Annotated in this window: 10 protein-coding genes and 1 pseudogene; 2 read left to right on the top strand and 9 right to left on the bottom strand. The window is 69.9% G+C overall.

The window, feature by feature from the left end; translation table 11 throughout:
- Positions 1-10 precede the first annotated feature (10 nt).
- From AQJ67_RS14465 to AQJ67_RS14480, 4 genes are all read right to left on the bottom strand, one after another.
- Positions 11-436, bottom strand: a complete 426-nt coding sequence (locus tag AQJ67_RS14465) for a RidA family protein (RefSeq protein ID WP_062719111.1) — start codon at positions 434-436, stop codon at positions 11-13.
- A gap of 152 nt (positions 437-588) precedes the next feature.
- Positions 589-1,263, bottom strand: a complete 675-nt coding sequence (locus AQJ67_RS14470) for a hypothetical protein (RefSeq protein WP_244190454.1) — start codon at positions 1,261-1,263, stop codon at positions 589-591.
- A gap of 88 nt (positions 1,264-1,351) precedes the next feature.
- Positions 1,352-3,634, bottom strand: a complete 2,283-nt coding sequence (locus AQJ67_RS14475) for a UvrD-helicase domain-containing protein (RefSeq protein ID WP_062719113.1) — start codon at positions 3,632-3,634, stop codon at positions 1,352-1,354.
- Positions 3,631-10,416, bottom strand: a complete 6,786-nt coding sequence (locus AQJ67_RS14480) for a DEAD/DEAH box helicase (protein ID WP_062719114.1) — start codon at positions 10,414-10,416, stop codon at positions 3,631-3,633. The genes AQJ67_RS14475 and AQJ67_RS14480 overlap by 4 nt, the downstream gene beginning before the upstream one ends.
- Positions 10,417-10,620: 204 nt before the next feature.
- Here AQJ67_RS14480 and AQJ67_RS50670 point away from each other — a divergent pair.
- A pseudogene (locus AQJ67_RS50670) lies at positions 10,621-11,132 on the top strand (beta family protein); the annotation flags it as partial.
- Between the two features lie 24 nt (positions 11,133-11,156).
- Positions 11,157-11,387, top strand: coding sequence for a beta family protein (locus AQJ67_RS50675; RefSeq protein WP_062719115.1), 231 nt, complete (start codon positions 11,157-11,159; stop codon positions 11,385-11,387).
- Between the two features lie 284 nt (positions 11,388-11,671).
- On the opposite strand, the gene AQJ67_RS14490 is transcribed toward AQJ67_RS50675, so the two are convergent.
- The 5 genes from AQJ67_RS14490 to AQJ67_RS14510 all read right to left on the bottom strand — a co-directional run bounded on the left by AQJ67_RS14490 (position 11,672) and on the right by AQJ67_RS14510 (position 16,831).
- Positions 11,672-12,628, bottom strand: coding sequence for a hypothetical protein (locus AQJ67_RS14490; protein WP_062719116.1), 957 nt, complete (start codon positions 12,626-12,628; stop codon positions 11,672-11,674).
- 257 nt (positions 12,629-12,885) lie between these two features.
- The gene (locus AQJ67_RS14495) at positions 12,886-13,761 is read right to left on the bottom strand and encodes a hypothetical protein (RefSeq protein ID WP_062719117.1); all 876 of its coding nucleotides are present in this window, start codon (positions 13,759-13,761) and stop codon (positions 12,886-12,888) included.
- Positions 13,762-13,876: 115 nt separating this feature from the next.
- Positions 13,877-15,001 (bottom strand): DUF3696 domain-containing protein, encoded by a 1,125-nt coding sequence (locus AQJ67_RS14500; protein WP_062719118.1) that lies wholly within the window; start codon positions 14,999-15,001, stop codon positions 13,877-13,879.
- Positions 14,998-16,287, bottom strand: a complete 1,290-nt coding sequence (locus AQJ67_RS14505; RefSeq protein WP_062719119.1) for a DUF262 domain-containing protein — start codon at positions 16,285-16,287, stop codon at positions 14,998-15,000. Before AQJ67_RS14505 ends, AQJ67_RS14500 begins: the two co-directional genes overlap by 4 nt.
- Positions 16,256-16,831 (bottom strand): ATP-binding protein, encoded by a 576-nt coding sequence (locus AQJ67_RS14510; RefSeq protein ID WP_279616888.1) that lies wholly within the window; start codon positions 16,829-16,831, stop codon positions 16,256-16,258. Before AQJ67_RS14510 ends, AQJ67_RS14505 begins: the two co-directional genes overlap by 32 nt.
- Between the last annotated feature and the right edge of the window lie 165 nt (positions 16,832-16,996).

Raw genomic sequence — 16,996 nt, forward strand, 5'->3', positions numbered from 1 at the left:
ACGACCGGCGTCATGGCCGCGACTCTCCTGTCGGCCCCTCGGGAACGACCGCCGTGGCCGTGATCTCCACCAGCTGCCCCGTGTACCCGAGACAGGCCACGCCCAGGAGTGTCGACGAGTGGGGACCCGCGCTCAGTCCCGACGCCTCGACGACCTCCCAGACGGCGGACAGCACGGCGGTGTCGCTGCTCACGACGTACACGTCGGTCGACAGCACGTGCGCCAAGTCGCTGCCGACCGCCCGCAGTTGCGCCCCCAGATTGGCGATCACCTGCTCGGCCTGCCGTACCGGGTCTCCTTCGCCGACGAGGTTCCCGTCACCGTCCAGCGGCACGGAACCGGCGAGGAAGGCGAGTCTCGTGCCGGCTTCGACGACGGAGGCGTGGGAGTAAGTGGGGGGAGGGAACAGGGTGGGGGAGGTGACTCGCCGGATCATGGGAGCTCCTGGGGGTGCCTGAGAGGTGGTGACTGGGGGTGGGTGGGAGGTGAGTGGAAGGTGGGTGGTGTCGTGGTGGCAACTTGCCGATCATCCGGGGGCCGACCCGCATACGCATCCGAATTTCCGTCCCGGAAGCTGCTCCTGGGCTGTCAGCCCGGCGGTGGACCGCATCCCCGTGCGCGCAGCTGGCGTTCGCACTCCCGTGCAAGGTGCGGGTACGCCTCGGAGATGGCGGCGTAGACGCGGTGACGCAGCAGTTCCTCGGCTGCCGCGCGGCCGGTGCGGCCGTACAACTCGTCGCGGATCTCGTCGTAGCGGGTGAGGCGATGGCGCAGATAGTCGACCTTCCAGCGGGCGAGCGCGCCGGGCTCGACGCCGTCGACCGTGACGGGCTGCACGACATGGCCCGGCCGGCACGACGCCCGCTCCTCGTCCCTGCGGTTGCGGTGCTCGACCGCCAGTGCAGCCAGCCTGTCCGGGGCCAGGCGCGGCACCTCGATGGGCTCCGCCGCGATCCGCACCAGGACCTCCCGCCGCCTGCGCAGCGCCGCGGCCCGCGCGGCAGCCGAACGCCTGGCGGCAACCGCCGCGACGGCGCGGAACTCCTCGCTCCGCTCGACGCCCTCCACGCGTTCGATGCTGTAGAGACGGGTCGGCGGGGCGGAGTCGAAGTGCGGGTGGGTGCGCAACAGGTCGGGTTCGCCGAGCAGTTGGCGCATCATGCCGGGGGTCCAGCCGCGGGCTCGTAGGCCGGCTGGGGAGAGGTGGGTACGGGGTGCTTTGCCCTGGCTCAGGTCCTCTGGGATCTCCTCATGTGCTGTCATCGCTGCCCCCGTCATCAATGGAATCGTCACGTTGAGTGACGATTCCATTGATAGCGGGTGCCACTGACAATGCCGCGGCGCGGCTGCGCTACTCGGTGAGCAGCGGGGCGAGGAAGCGGCTGGGCTTTCCGTGCCAGAAGACGGCGAGCGCGTCGCGGGATCGTGTGGCGGCGACGAAGAGCAGGGAGCGAGCGCGCTGGAGTTCGCGTCGGTACCGCAGTGCGTCGCTGTGCTGCAGTCCGAGCACGGTGTTGCGCGGTACCAGACCCTCGCTCACCCCGGCGATGATCATGCGCTGGTATTCGAGCCCCTTGAAGCGGAACATCGTCCCGATGTGGACGCCCTCGTCGCCTCGCGGTCCGTCCGGACCGATCTCGACGGCCCTGATCCCGGACTGGGCCAGGGTGAACGCCACCTCCTGTGCCATGGCGTTGGTGGGGACACAGATCGCGATCTGTTCCAGGGGGATGTCGTTCCAGTCGGAGACAAGCTCGGCGATCTCCTCGCGTTCGGATTCCCAGTCCTGGCTCGGGTGGAGGGCCGGGGGCGCGCCGGTGAGCACGGAACGGTAGCCGGCCAGGGTTTCCTGGTTGCCGTCCAGGTCGTCGAAGGACTCGCCTTCGAGCACGCCGAGAGCTGACCCGAGGATCTGCCGCGTGGTGCGGTAGCTGAGGGTGAGCTTGGCGGACCGGCCTCGGATGTTGACGCCAAGGCTGCCCAACGTCACCTGGTTGTTGTAGATCCGCTGATGTGTGTCACCTACCAGGAAGATGTCGTTCCGGTCGTGGTCGACCATGGCTCGCAGCATCTTCCAGTGACCCGGCCGAAGATCCTGAGCCTCGTCCACCACGATGTGCCGGTAGCGATAGCGCAGCCGTCCGGCGGAGCCGTCCTGGAGATGGATGTTGTCCAGGCCGCCGGCCTCTTCGCGCTGCCGCTCGACGGCATGGATGCGCCCTTCCCGCTCCATTTCCAGTCGGGCGGCCCGCTCGGCGACCTGGGCCCACGTCTGGCGCCCCAGCCGGTCCAGTCGCTGCGTGAACTTCTCCGCCAGCTGCCAGATCTCGGCCCGCTCGGCTCGCGCGATGTTGCGCCCCCGGCCGGCCCGGCGGGCGCGGAAGTACTCGGTGCGGGAGGCCACCGCCTGGCCGAGGATGACCTGCGTCCACTCGTCGTGGAGGAAGTCCGCGTCCCAGTTCGTCTCGCCGAGCTCGTCCAGCATGGCGCGCCACTCGCGCAGTACCTGGTTGTCGTCGGTGGTCTGCTTGGCGTTGCCGGGTTCGGCCTCCCGCACCACTCGCAGGGCCAGCTGATCGACGTGGCTGATCTCCACGCGGGACAGGAGTTCTTCGCCTCCGAGCTCCAGGAGGCGAGTCCGAAGGTCGGCGGCGAGGTTCTTGTTGTACGTCGTGAGGAGCACGGGCTTGTTGCGCCCCGGCGGAAGCTGCTCGACCAGGTGCTTGACCCGATGGAGGGCGACGATCGTCTTGCCTGTGCCGGGGCCGCCGCCCACTCGGGCGGGACCGGAGTAATCCCGCTCGACCAGCTTGGACTGTGTCGGGTGCAGGAAGACCTTCCAGCGCCCGAAGTCCTCTCCCTCAAGCGCCTCGCGGAGTGCTTCGTCCGTGGTCGTCACCATGGTCGCCGGACGTTCGGCGGCAGCCTGGAAGTCCTCCGTGTCGACGGGTTCGGGTGCGGCGACCGGAGCGGTCACCTGCTCCAGGACCTCGTCGTAGGACTTGCCGTCGAACAGCGAGAGCAGGATCTCGCCGGTGAGCTGCGGAGCGAACTCCACGAGCCCGAGCAGCTGTTCCTCCGTGGTGAGGGTCCGGACCACCGGGATCAGTGGTTCTGCCACACCGAGGTCGGTGAGCTGCTCGTCCGTGAATCGCGCGAACAGGGGCTCGGGCCGGGTCGGTTCCGGCTGCTGTTGCGGCTGCGGCTGCGGCTGCGGCCGAGTCTGCTCCGGCACAGGCCGTTCCGGCGCAGCAGGGCGAGCGGGCGAGACGCGCCGCAGCACGCTCTCCTCGACCACCTGGAGGTCGACGTACTCGATGGCACCGGTGACCTGGTTGATGCCGTAGGAGAGCCGGTCGAGATTCTCGTAGACCTCCTTGCGGTGCTTGAGCGAGACGATCAGCCAGTCGGTGTCGGCCAGGCGCAGCAGCAGCGCGCGGTACTCGTCGTTGACGCGCGCGGACCAGAGCCTGCTGTCTCCCTTGAGCTGCTTCAGCTGAAGACCAGTGGCCTGCGGGTTGGTCTTGAACTTGTGCTGGAAGTCGTAGAGGGCGCCCTTTACCGCGCGAGGGAGCTTCAGGATCTCCTTGTCGGCCTTGTCCAGCAGACGCAGAGTCACACTCGCGTTGTTCATCGGTGGGGCTCCCCCTGAGTCGTTCCGTCGTTCTTCACCTGTGCGTCGAGCCGATGGGCCAGCTCTTCCGCGGTCCAGTCGCTCGCGGGCCGTACGTCCCACCCGGCGGCGGCGAAGGCCCGGTCCCGGTCCTGAGCCTCGTAGTCGGGTTCCGGCTGCGCGGACCGGGGCGCGAGAACCACTCCCACCTTCCGGTCCGGCCAGGCGAGCTCGGCCAGCCAACCGTTCTCGTCGAGTTCGAATCCGTCGACGGGGGCGGGTACGCCCCGAGTGGCCAGGGACACCGCGAGGAGCTGGAGGCCGGGCTCGTCGGGATCCAGGTACTCCAGTACGGCGTTCCAGTCCCCGCCCTGTGGGACAGGCGTCTCGACGACGGGCTCCGTGTCCCCTTCCCGCGCTACCGCCTCCAGGTCGACACGTGTGGAGGCAAGCCACCCCGACCCTCCCGTGACCGCGAGTGTCTCCGGCGAGAAGGCATCGAGCTGACTGGTTGTCAGCTGTGCGCTGTCCCCGCCCCCACGCTCGAGGAACTGCAGCAGATTGCTCCAGTACAGCCAGGCACGCCACCGCTCCTTGTGCGGTGCGGAGTCGGTGACGGCGGCCGTTGTGTCGTCCAGGACGGTGACCGCCGTCCACACGGGAGGCTTCTGCCGCCCGTCGGCCACCGCGACCACACGGCCCCCCGACTGGTCCGTTGCGCCGAGAATGCGCACGGGACCACTCTGACCGGTCAGCGGAGCTCCGCGCAGGGCAGCCATGAGTTGCGAGCTCACGGCATCCCCCGAGACCGCTGACGACTCCGGCCGGGCCCCGGTGAGCCCCGCGACGGCCGCCTCCGCACGGGCCAGCCACCGGTCCGCGTCCGGGGAACGGAGGTAAGCAAGCAGTGTCTCGGCCGGATTGACCCAGACGTTCTCGGCGAGTTCGCCGGGCAGTCCGCCCTTCACCCTGGCGTAGTAGTCGCGCGCCTGCCGCCGGCCCTGGTCGCCGTAGGGCCGCCACACCGGGTCGGCCGGACCGGCCGCCGCATATCCGGTGTCGTGCACGCGCGTGCGCCATTGCTTGACGTCGTAATACGTGAGCTGGAAGACCCGGAGTCCCTCCGCCCGGAGCCGTGTGCGCTTGGCGGCGTCGTCGGCGAGACGGTTGTGCCGGGCCGAGGCGTGGAACTCGTACCCGTCGAGATAGAGCGCCAGACGCGGTCCGGGCGCGTCGAGCCGTTCGAAGAGTACGTCCGGACGCGTGCCGTCGAGCACGCGCTGCTGGGACACCCGCCAGCTCAGCGTCTTTCCGGCCGGGTTCGTCAGCCGCAGGTCGAGGGAGTAGGTGCCCGCGGTGGTCGTGTACGCGTCCGCGCTGGCCTGCGCCGCGGGTTGGCGTGCCCACTCCTTGAGCGTGTCGATGAACATGACCTCAAGGTCGCTCTCGGCCTGGCGCTCCATGGGAATGGCCTGCGTCGCGGCCACGGGCGAGGTCTTCCAGGCCTCACCGCCCTTGCCGAGCAGCTCGTCCAGCATGTGCCGCACTTCGTTCCGGCTGACCTTGTCGTAGTCGCTCGCGGGGACGCGACGCAGCAGACAGCGGTGGCAGCCGTCGAGCCCTTTCTCGATGCAGGGGCAGCTCTCGATGGCCTCCCTGGCCTTGAGCAGCACCTCCCGGAAGCCGTCCGCGGAAGCGAGGCGGTGGAGATACCCGGTGCCGCCCGGCAGCCGGTCGTACACCACGAGGAAGCGCCGTGGCCAGTTGGCGTCCCCACCGTCGGGCATGGAGGCGGCGGCGATGTCGATGTGGTCCGGGTCTCCGCCATAACGGGCCGCGATGCCGACGAACAGGGCCGCGGTGAAGGAGGCGAGTCGCTCCTTGGCGCGGGCGACGGACGCCGGAAGCAGAATGCGCACAGCCTCCGTGACCAGCTCGTGGGCGAGCAGCAGCGGAATGTCCTGGCCCTTGCCCTGCCCGTCACCGGTCGACCGCGTCTTGCGGCGGGGGCACCACAGCAGATGGTGGGCGCTGGCCCTGGTGGAAGCGGCGAGCGACTCGGTGAGGCCGTCCTGGGCCTGGTCCACCACGGGACGTCCGTCGGCGGTCGCACCACCGCAACTGGTGCACACGTAGAAGGGGTTGAGACGTACGTCCTCACCGGCGACGGGCGCGGTGCTGCTGCCGTCCTGCCGGTCGAGCCCCAGGTTCAGGGTTCTGACGACGGCTCGCCGGGTGAAGTCGACGCCGAACACGGCGGTGTCGTGCCGCCAGGAACCGGGAGCGAGGTGCACGGGGTCGATGTCGACCGTCGTGAGCATGGAGTAGCGGCGACGGTCCCGCTCGTCCTTGTCGTCCCGGACGCGGGCATCGTCTCGTTTGTCCCGGGCGATCACCCGCCGCGGTTCGAGTACCTGCTGGACGCACCCGGCGTCGGCGATCTCCCGGCCACCGCAGCGCGGACAGGGCGAGGTGTCCGCCTTGGCGTTCTCTGTGCGCGCGTATCCGCATGCCGGGCACAGCCGCCACACCGACCAGGCGCGGCGGTCGGGGCTGCCGATGTCCAGGGCGCGCACGACGTGCTTGTAGCCGTTGACGTAGAAGCTGTTGCCCGGGGCGAGTTCGGCGAGCGAGAGCCGGCGCGACCGTTCGTAGTCGCGTACCTCGCTGCGATAGGTCTTCTTCGCACCCTCCGCCTCGCCGGAGTCCTGCTCCTCCGTCCAGTAGAGCGTGGCCTCCAGCTGGGTCGTCGTGTCCGTGAGGCTGTAGTTCGGGAGCAGACCCAGATCGACGAGCGCGCCGTGGGCGCTGGTCTGGCTGAGCTCGCGCAGCAGATTCCCGGTGGTGCGGCGCTCGGCCAGCAACTCCCGGTGCTCCCGGTCCTGTTCGGGGTCGGAGCGCACCAGGCCGTCCATCGCGGTGTCGATCGCCGCGATCCGTCGGCGCAGTTCCTCGCGGCGTGCCGTCCAGTCCTCCTCGGCTTCCTGGAGAGTGCGCACGATCCCGCCGGTCGCGTACGCCCGCAGCTCTCCCGCGGCATGGTCGGTGACACCGGCGATGAGGGTCAGGAAGTCCTCGACCAGGCGCGCGCCATGGGTGAGTGCCGCGTCCGCGAGGTCCTGGCACCAGCCGGTCGTGCCGAAGAGCGCGGATACCAGCCGGGGCGCGGGCTGGAGCCGCTCGCCGTCCGCGGTGGCCAGCGCTCCCCGGGCCGCGAGATCGAGCAGATGCGCCGTGTACTGGCGTCGCAGGATCTCGACCGCGGACAGATAGCAACCCGGCGGGACGATGTCGCCCGCGATCATCTCGCGTGGCTCGTCCAGGTAGTACAGGTCCCGGGCGCGCCGCCCGCCGAACGCCACCACCAGCGCGTTGCCGGTCCTGCGGCCTGCACGGCCGGCCCGCTGCACGTAGTTCGCGGGCCCCTTCGGCAGCGAACCGAGGAGCACGGCCGACAAGTCACCGATGTCGATGCCGAGTTCGAGCGTGGGCGTGCACGACAGCACATTCGGGTCGGTGTAGTGGGTGCCGTCGCGGAACGTGCGCTCGACGCGCTCGCGCTGTGGCCGCGTGAGCATGCCGGTGTGCTCGGCCGTCACTACGCGGAAGGTGCCACCGGTCAGATACAGCCGCCGGTAGTAGTCGCCGACGTAGTCACGCTCGCGTGATCCGCCGAAGCTCCCGGAGGTGCCGGCGATACTCACCGAGACGTCGTCCTGGGGCGGCCGCAGTACGCCCTGGCAGCGGTAGCGCGGGCACGGATGCCCGTACCAGCGGGTTCGGCGCTCCGGCAGGACGACCTGCTCCCATCCGCAGTCCGGGCAGCTGACGAACGCCTTGTTGACCGATGTGTCGTCCAGCAGCCGCACTGCGATGTGCCCGGGCTGCAGCCCGTACACCTTCGTCGTCCGGTCCTGTGCCGTGCGGACCGCCAGCACGTGCTCCTCCGCGAGCACCGGCAGCAGCCGCCGCAGGTACTCGTTGGCGCCCGCGCCGTCAAGGCCGAGGCAACGCCGGGTCCAGTCCTGGTACCAGCCGAGCCGGCCGGTGGCCGCGTCGAACGCCGACTTCTCCTTGGGGGCGTCCAGCAGGAACCGGGGCGCGGGAACTCCGTCGGGGAACGCGGGCATGCCGTCGGGCCGCCCGCCCCACACCTTGAACCGAGTGACCCCGGCGTCCCGCATCCACGGCTCCAGCCAGCGGTGCCGTACGCCACCACGCAGCCTGATGCGCTCCAACAACCCGCGCACGAACGCCAGATAGCGGTCCGGCGTGGGCAACTCGCCCACCGCCACCAGTTGGCCGGGCAGCGACAGATGCAGATCGCGGGCCAGCGCCGTGATGCGGTCCGGCTCGCGCAGGGCGACCTCCGCCGCCAGGGTGCGGGTGAGCTCCAGCGTGCGCCCCTGCCGGGATCGCAGGCCGAACTCCATCACCGTGGCGAAGGCCAGCCGCTCACCGATCAGCTTCCAGGTACGGGCATCCCCCGTGCCCCGCCCGGACAGCAGGCGGTCCACGCCGGGCTCGTCGTGCAGGTCGGGCGGTACGACGGCGGCCAGGGCCTGAGTGTCGTCGATGGAGTCGAGGACATTGCCGATCAGGTCGTTCAGTGGCAGCGGTTCCGGCGAGTCGGCGAGGGCGTGGGCGAGGAGCGAGCGCAGCGAGAACTTGTACGAGGCGTTGGCGACGTACCCCGCACGGTGCGCGGCGTCCTGTGTCGAGTCGTTGAACAGCAGCGTCTTGCGCTCTTCCGGTACGAGCGCGATGTCCCCGCCCGTGAACAGCTGCGTGACGGTCGCCGAGGCGAGCGCCGCCAGTGCCGTACCGAGGAAGCGGATGCCGTTGTCGGTGTTGCAGGCCGGGCAGCGGTCGTCGACGGCCGCCCGGTCGGCCGACTTCTTGTCGGTGATGGCCAGCGCGAACCAGCCGTCCTGCAGTTCTTCGCGGTCGGCGGGCGTCGGCAGACGATACGTGCCCTGCGCTCCGTCGAGGACGACCACGGAGAGCGGATCGACACCGCTGCCCTTGCCCGAGGACGGCCTGGCGCCGGTCAGCGCGTCCAGCGCCTCGTCCCGCTCGGCCGAAGTGGCGGCGATGAAGTACCGGATCCGCCGCTTGTCGCGCCCCACTCCGGCGCGCCAGACCCGGTCCTGGGCCATGACGAGCTGCTGCGGGTCGGCTTCCGGGGACAAAGCGGCCCAGCCTGACCGACCGCAGGTGCGGCAGTAGACAGCGGGCAGATGCACGGCGGCAGGGCGGACCGCGGTGTCCGCCCCCGGCTGTGCCTGGGCGCGCCGGGCATCGCCGGACGGCCATCCGCCGGACGACCGCTCGCCGTCGACGCCCTCGAAAGCCTCCGCATCGGCGGGCGGCGCGGCGAGCGCGGAACGACGTGCGGCGGTGCGGTCGTCCTCGTACCACCGGAACTCGGCGTTCGGGCTCACCCCGCGCAGGACGCGTGTCACGGGCCGCACCCACAGATGGGCTTCGACATGCAGCAGCGGCCTGGGCCGCCTCGCGTCCGACTCCGGGTCCCGGGCGGCGGACAGCAGCGCCACGAACCGCGAGAGTGCCTGAAGCACCAACCGTGGGTTCTCGCGTGCGGTACGCCCCCACGCATACCCGAACCGGCTCATACGGTCCCGCAGTTCCCACTCGCTCAGCGGCTCGCCGTCGAGCAGCGACAGAACACCGTGCGTGAAGTCGTGCCGCTTCAGCAGCCTGCCGATCTGGAACGCGTCCAGCCCTCTGCGCCCGAGCAGCCGCTCCGCGAGCCCGTCGAGATCGAGCAGGTCAGGCCGGGCCTCGATACCGGGACCGCCGGAGCACTCGATGACTTCCTTGGGCGTCGGCGGTTCGGGCAGCTCGTAGTCGATCTCTCCGGTGAACTGCTCCGCGGACATCCGCTCCTCGCCGATCACCGTGTCAGCGGGGAAGGGCATGCCGAAGACCTGCTCGGCGACCTCCAGGATCCCGCCGTCGTGAGTGGCGCCCTCGCCCAAGGTCGCCGACGTGGCAACGGGACAGATCGCCCCGAGCGGCCGCCCCGGCCGGCTCTTGCCCGTGGCCGTCGCGAGCCGCCGCAGCAGCATGGCGACGTCGGTGCCCTGCGCGCCGTCGTACGTGTGGAACTCGTCGAGCACCACATACGTGATGTCGGCGCCGTCCCACAGGGGCTGGTCCTCGCCTCGCTGCAACAGCAGGTCGAGCATCTTGTAGTTGGTGATCAGCACGTCCGGCGGGGAGACCCGCATCTCCTCCCGGCGGGTCATGACTCGCCGGAAGTCGGTGTCCGGGCGGTCACCGATGTAGAGCCCCGCGGTGACCTGGGCCAGCTCCGGCTGTGCCAGGTACTCGCCGATACGCCCCGCCTGGTCGGTGGCGAGGGCGTTCATGGGGTAGAGGAACACGGCCTTGACGCCGGCCCGCCCGGCCGCCCGCTCCCGTCGGCAGTGGTCGAGCACGGGCACGAGGAAGGACTCCGTCTTGCCGGACCCCGTTCCGGTGGTGATCAGTGTCGGCTGCGCGGGCCCTCGCAGGGTGCTGAGCCGCTCCCACGCCTTCGCCTGATGCCGGTACGGAGGGAAGCCAGGAGACCATTCGAGGTGCTGCCGCCAGCCGTCGTCGGCGGTGTGGAACGGCGTCCGGATGCGCAGATACGGCCCCCGGAAGATCCCGGTCTCGGGGTGGTTGAGAAACCGCTCCAGGGCGAGGCGGGTGTCGGAGTCGGTCAGGGCGTACGTCGTCGTGAGGTACTGAGTCAGACTGCCGCGCACCTGCGCGGCGGCCAGGGTGGGCCGCACGACGTACTCCTTAGTCCCAGGTCAGTGTACGGATCAACCGTTCAGCCCAACCGTATAGGGGAGCACCGACAGCGTCCCCCGAATCAGGACGCACACCATTCGTTTCCGGTTCGAATCTGGCCGGAATTGCGCTCTTTCGTAGCGAAGCGTGCCCACTCACCCTGTGACCAGGGGTGATGGGTGATTCGGCGAGGGGGAGCCGCGATGACCGAGCCGATCTATGTACCCGTACTGCCGACACGACCGCGTGCCTGGGACGCCTACGGGCTGCTGGATTCCCGATTACGGAGACGCGTCGCACCCCTGTGGACGATTGTCCCGCGCACCGGCACGGAGCGGACCCGAGGGGAACGGGCCGGCCCGGAGCCGGAGGACGAAGCGATGGTGACGGAGCGCTGGCTCACCCCGCTCGTGGACCGACTGATCAAGGTCATGGAAGGGGCGCCGGGTTGGGTCGACGCCGTCCATGCGGAGAACCATGTCCGGGGGTCCGCCGTGGGCTTGTGGCGGTTGGCGACCAGGAGCTCCCTGAGGCTGGTCACCGGCCCGGAACGGGACCACACGCTGCAGCGCTACACGGCCGATCTGGCGTTCCTCAGCGGCCGGGGGCTCGGCATACGGCTGTTGGTCGACGAGCCACCGGACGAGCGGTACTCGACCGAGCTGCTGGCGATGGTCGCCCGCCTCTGCCTGGTGCCGTCACGGACCGACCTCATCCTGGACATGGGCGTGACCACCGTGTGCCGACCCGGGGCAGCGGGCACGCCGACCGGGTCCGTGCCATGGCCCGGTGGATCCAGGAGTCCGAGGAGTTCCGTGGCGCCGACTGCAACGAGGGCGAACGCTGGCTGCACGAGTGCGCGGTGGGAGAGGGGGCCAAGGGCTCCGGCACACCAGAGACATGGATCAAGATGGGGCACGTCCAGCACATGAACTTCGTCGTGAGCCGGCTCATGGGCGCTGTGGAATGATCCATCAGCAGTCAGCACACGCCTATGGGGGAGGCACGCGTGCGTGTCCGGTACGACCAGCGAGCACTGGCACTTGTCGAGGTGCGCGGTGGGCCCAGGGACTGGGAAAAGGCCGAGAGCGAGTTCACGCAGCGCGACTGGCCGATGGTCGCCTCTTTCGCCCGGGGGGAGGGCCCAGCGGCGGGAGTACTGACGCCGGACGGCGATTCGCGGTTGTACCTGGTGGAAGTGCACCTCTTCGGTGAGCGCAACAACAGGACCGAGCAGGCGGCGGCATGGCGGGTTCAGCGTCTCGCACAGGCGGCCAAGATCGAAATGTATGTCAGGCGTTGCGACTTGCTGGACCGCGACCGGGAACAGACCGCCAGTGCCGCGTCCTGGGGCGCGACCCCGGCGAACACCTCCTTGAGCAGCAGCAGGTCCAGGCGCAGGGTACGGGCGTTGGCGACGATGAAGGCGCGGTGCAGATTCAGCGCGGCGTGGAACACTCGGGTACGCGCGGCACAGAACTCCTCGTCGGACCAGGGCGCGGACAACTCGCGCCGTGTGTCGTCGAGTTGCTCCCAGTCCTCGGGAACGCGCTCACCCCAGTCGGCGCGCGCCTGCTCCAGAACGCGTCGCGCTAAATCGGCGGCGTCCCGCGCAAGCCGCAGCCGTTCGAGCGCGTGCCTGCGGATCTCGACGCATTCGTCCAGCGCACGTTCCGCGGCGAGCGCGTGGTTGCGGGCCGCCCCGCACGCGAGGTACGTCCGCTCCACCTCCGCCTGGAACCAGCGCTCCCGTTCCTGCCACTCCGCGAACGCGTGCCCGGTACCCAGCATGCTCCGCAGACCGCCGGGCCTGCCCTGCGCATGGCTCCCGGCTCCCGCACGCACGTCCTGGTACGCCGCCGACGCCTCCCGCAGGGCGGCGTACGCGGACTCGACCGCTTCCGCGGCCTGCTCCTCGTCCTGGCGCGCCCGCCGCTCCGCCGTCTGAGCGCACACCACGTCCATGCCGAGCCGCTCGACGTCGCGCAGCGCACGTGCCGCGGTCACCCGCGCGGCACGCAGCCTCTCCGCGTGCCGCAGCGCACGGTTGAACTCGGCCTTGGCGGCGGCCCAGCCGTCCACGGCGGCGGTGCCGGCCGGTACCGGGGCAGGCCCGTTCGCCTCGCGGCCCGCCTGATGGGGAAAGCGCACGTCGGCAGGAGGGTCGTACAGCGACTCACCGCGTTCCAGGCGTTGCAGCAGCGCCTGCATGCCGTTCGACGGCCGGGGACTGGCGGAACCTTCCCGTCGGTTCCCCCGCTCGGCTAGGGGAGTCACGCTTGGGCTTCTCGCCCCACCACCAGCGCTCCATGAAGTCCCTGCGCTTCTCGGCCTTGCCGAGCGGCGCGGCGACGGCGCCCCAGGCCGGAGCGCCGCCCAGCAGTGACACGGCCTGGTCGGGAAAGTACGACGCCTCCGATCGCAACGGGGTGGCCGAACCGGCCCGAACCGCCGGTCAGGGAGAACCGTCAGTTGGACAAGCGGTCGCTGCCGGGCTTGTCACCGACGTAGCCCAGACGGAAGGACTTCCGTTCGGGCACCAGCCGGAAGTACAGCCTTCCCTTGCCCGGGGTCATACGGCCGTGCCAGGAGAAGCACGCGTCCCTGCCGTCGAGGTCCGGGTCCGCGAACGTGCACAGGTGACGGCGGGACTGCGACTCGGGCGTGATGTGCGGGTTCTGCCAGTCGGGCTCGGGGGAGCGGGCGAGGTTCCAGTGGTCGGCGGCCGTGGACTGGAGGTCGGCGAGCAGGCCGCGGACGGGCAGGAACCACTTCGGGTCGAGGGCGCGCAGGTCCCGGTCGAAGCGGGGCAGGCGCTCCAGCCTCGGGAAGAACTCTTCCCAGGCGTCGAGGAGTTGGGACGGCCTGGTCAGGGAGCTGAGTCCGGCGCCGCGCGCCCAAGTCTCGTGCTCGTCGGCGCTGTGCGGGGTGGAGCAGTGCTTGACCTTGTCCTGGTACGTCTCGATGTCGTCCTCGCCGACGCGGTTGATGTCGACGTCGAGCCAGGAGGCCGCCCACTTCGGGCTGACCGGGAGGCTGATGGCCATGCCGTCCACGAGATGGGCGGCGCCGATGCCGATGGCGCGGCGGCCGTCGTGGAAGTGCTCGACCTCGGCCGGGTCGTGCCCGGCTGCTTCGAGTACGCCGCGCAGGGCGCCCGGGGTGCGGTCGCGCAGCCTGAGGATGTAGCGGTGCCGCTCCCTGTTGCGGGGCGAGGCGTTCACCCACTGCTGGTAGACGTAGCCGCGGGCGAGTTCGGCCGGCTGGAGCGGGCTTTCGGTGACGAGCTCGACGTTCTGCCCCCAGCTCTTGAGGTGCTTCAGGGTGGCCACGAACGTGGCCATGGCTTCGTCGACGTGTCTCGGACCGGCGTCGGACTGGCAGGAGAGTTCGTTCAGGAATAAGGACAGCGGCACTACGGCCCCCCAATCGTGGTACGCGACGGTCGACGGACGACGGTCAGTCGAGGAGCTGTTCGAGGGAGTTCTCCCACTCGTCGAAGAAGCCCTCCGGCCAGTCGGAGAGGGAGCCGTCCTCGTGGATGCGCGGGGTGATGATCTCCGCCTGCAGCCCACGGCGGCGGAAGTAGTGGACGGCGGTGTCCGAGGCGGCGATGGCACCGTTCTTGACCGCCAGACGCAGGCCGTTGAGTACGTGGTCGGAGTGCGTCTCCACGATCAGCTGCGCCCCGGCCGACGCGGCGGCGGCCAGCAGCGCGGCCATACGGGACTGGCCTCGCGGGTGGAGGTGGGCCTCCGGGTTCTCCAGCAGGATCAGGCTCCCCGGCCCCGCCGACAGGCACGCCACGACGATCGGCAGGGCGTAGGTGAGGCCGAAGCCGACGTTGGTGGGGCGGCGGCGGGCGGAGGAGTCCAGGCCGGCGGTGCCGTCGAAGCCGTAGCTGAGGCGGACGGCGTCGATGCCGGGGATCTCCGTCGCTTCCAGGTTGACCCCGGGGCACAGCTCCTGCATCCACGCCACGACATGGTCGAGGAGGTTGTTCGTGGACACGTCCGGGTGTCGCAGGGCCTTGCCGCCCAACGGGCGCCGGGCGTGGTGCCGCAGGTAGTTGACGGTGTGTTCGCCACGCGAGCCGAGGAAACCGAGGCCGATCGCCTGGTGATGGGACTTGGGGTAGCTGGTGGCCGGGGAGATGCGGTCCGCCCTGAGGTACTGGAAGCGGCGACGGGTGAAGGCCGCCTTCGTCCGCTCGGCGTCCGAGGCGGAGTGCAGGGCCAGTACGTCCTGCTCGGGAGCGAACAGAGCCGACCAGGTGAAGGCCTGCCCCTCGCGCGTGCGCAGCTCGATGCCGATGAGCGGAGCGGGTGCCTCAGGCGTCTGCACGAAGTCCTCATGCAGGACGTCGAGTCCCGTTCCGAGCTGCACCAGATCGCCGTTCAGGAGAAGTCCGCCGTCCGAGGAGTACAGGGTGGACGAGTCGTACGACTGCCGCAGCAGGACGAATGCCTGGAGGACCGAACTCTTGCCGGACGAGTTCAGGCCGGTCAGCAGCGTGACTGGGGCGAGCGGGATGTCGGCCGACCTGAACGCCTTGAAGTTGGTCAGCGACAACTGGTCGATCACTGCGCACTGCCCCCGTTGCTGTCCAGAATGGTGCGGAAGAGACCGCGGACCCTGCCGAACCGGGTCCTGACCTTGGCGCGGTCGCCCGTGCTGACGGACACGGCGCGTTCGAAGTCCCGGTCCTTCATGAGCAGTTGGAAACCCTCGATCACTTTCTCGCGGAACGCTACCAGCGCGTCCCTTTCCCCGTCGGAGAGTTCGGCCAGGTTGACCGTGACCGCCTCGAAGAGGGCCTTGTTGATGGGCGAGCGCCGCGTCTGTCCCGGATAGAGCTTGCGGAAGGCGTGTGCGCCGAAGATCTCCGCGGCCGTGTACATCGCCCGCTCGAAGGACCAGCGGAGCATCCCCCGTTCGTCGTCGGACAGCCGGTTGATCTGCCGCATCGTGTGCGCGAGGAACTGGTCGAAGTCCTGTGACCTGAAGTCGAGCGGAGACGTGAGCCGGAAGGCCAGGGCGCGCAGCACCATCTCCTGGTCGGCCATGCGCGCCCTGGGGATGCTGCCGCCCGTGGCCGACGTGAACGCGTTCGTCTCGGCGAGCGACGACAGCAGCTGCCGCGCCGGTCCGGGGATCAGCGCGTGGCGCAGTTCCTGGCGGGTGAGCGGCATGCCCCCGGTGTTGATCCGGGCGAAGATGTTGAACTTGACCTCCTCCGGCGTGCCCGGCCGGATGACATGGACGACGACCTGCGTCTCGTCCAGGCGGATCTGGAGCCGCCCGGTCAGGTCGTCGTAGCCCTTGCCCTCGAAGCCCTCGCGCAGGTACTCCAGACCCCGCAGCCGCAGCGGCCCGGCGTCGATGCCCGCCACCTCGTACAGCGCCCGGGGCGCGATGAACCGGGCGATCGCCGTGAGCCGCTGGATGCCGTCGATGATGGCCCAGTCGCTGTCGTCCGTCTCGGCCGCGTAGAAGGACGGGATCGGGATGCGCAGCAGCAGCGACTCGATCAGCCTGCTCTGCTGTTCGTCCGACCAGATCCCCGCGTGCCGCTGGAAGTCGGGCGCGAGGTCGATCATCCCGTTGCGCAGCCGGGACATGAGCAGGTTGATGGTCGGGTTGAGGGTCTGGATCTCGATCTTTGAGGGGTCGTAGGGCGCGGTGATCTGGTCCGCCGCGTCCTCGGCCTCGGGATCCGGAAGCTCCATTTCCACGTCGGTCGCCCGGCCGTCGGAACCCACCTCGACCCGGAATCCGCCGCTGTCCTCGACGTCGTCCATATAGCGGCTGAACAAAGATCCCTGGTCCCGTGCCGCCTTACGGCTGCCGATACTGTCCTCCTGCGACATCTGCCCTCACGTGCGTTTCGTGGTCGGCCTGAACTTGAATCCGTGACGCTGGTGCCGATTCTGCCTGACGAGGGGTCATCGGGTCCGGCGACGGTACGAGCAGCTCCGCCCATACGGTCTTGCCGGGCGCCGCCGGGCGAGGGGTGACGCCCCACTCGTCCGCGAGGGTGGCTACGAGGAGGAGGCCGCGGCCGGATTCGGCATCGGGGGCGAGTGTCGGGGGTGTGGAGGAGGGCCGCTTCTCGGCTCGGGTGTCGGTCACCTCGATACGGAACGTGCTTGCCGTCAGGGTGAGTTGGAGGTGGAAGTCGCGGCCGGGGACGTGGCCGTGGCGTACGGCGTTGGCCGTGAGTTCCGCCGCGATGAGGGTGAGGGTCTCGTTGGTGGGGGTCGTGTAGGGGTGGCCCCACTCGTTCAGGCGGTGGGAGACCAGGCGGCGGGCGAGACGGGCGCCGCGCGGGGTCGACGTGAACTGCATGGCGAACTCGCGTTCGGGTGCGGTGCGCTGTGGCATATGCCCGTTCGTGGGAGTTGCTGACTTCATGAGGTGAACGGTTGCGGACTGTGCGTAGCGTTGAACAGGAGTGATGCGCTGACGGGCATGGGCTGTACGCGTCGGCGGTGCGCTTGTGTGCGGCGTGGGGCGTGACCGGTTCCCGGGCCGTGCGTTGGGTGGAGTCCGGTGGCTGTGGCGGTACGGGAGGAGCGG

Origin of the sequence: Streptomyces caeruleatus, from assembly GCF_001514235.1 — a bacterium.
Classification (GTDB): Bacteria; Actinomycetota; Actinomycetes; order Streptomycetales; family Streptomycetaceae; genus Streptomyces; species Streptomyces caeruleatus.

Coding starts and splice junctions, on each gene's coding strand:
- AQJ67_RS14465 (WP_062719111.1), bottom strand. CDS start 436: ATGATCCGGCGAGTCACCTCCCCCACCCTGTTCCCTCCCCCCACTTAC.
- AQJ67_RS14505 (WP_062719119.1), bottom strand. CDS start 16,287: ATGTCGCAGGAGGACAGTATCGGCAGCCGTAAGGCGGCACGGGACCAG.
- AQJ67_RS14470 (WP_244190454.1), bottom strand. CDS start 1,263: ATGACAGCACATGAGGAGATCCCAGAGGACCTGAGCCAGGGCAAAGCA.
- AQJ67_RS14475 (WP_062719113.1), bottom strand. CDS start 3,634: ATGAACAACGCGAGTGTGACTCTGCGTCTGCTGGACAAGGCCGACAAG.
- AQJ67_RS14495 (WP_062719117.1), bottom strand. CDS start 13,761: ATGGCCACGTTCGTGGCCACCCTGAAGCACCTCAAGAGCTGGGGGCAG.
- AQJ67_RS14510 (WP_279616888.1), bottom strand. CDS start 16,831: ATGAAGTCAGCAACTCCCACGAACGGGCATATGCCACAGCGCACCGCA.
- AQJ67_RS14490 (WP_062719116.1), bottom strand. CDS start 12,628: ATGCAGGCGCTGCTGCAACGCCTGGAACGCGGTGAGTCGCTGTACGAC.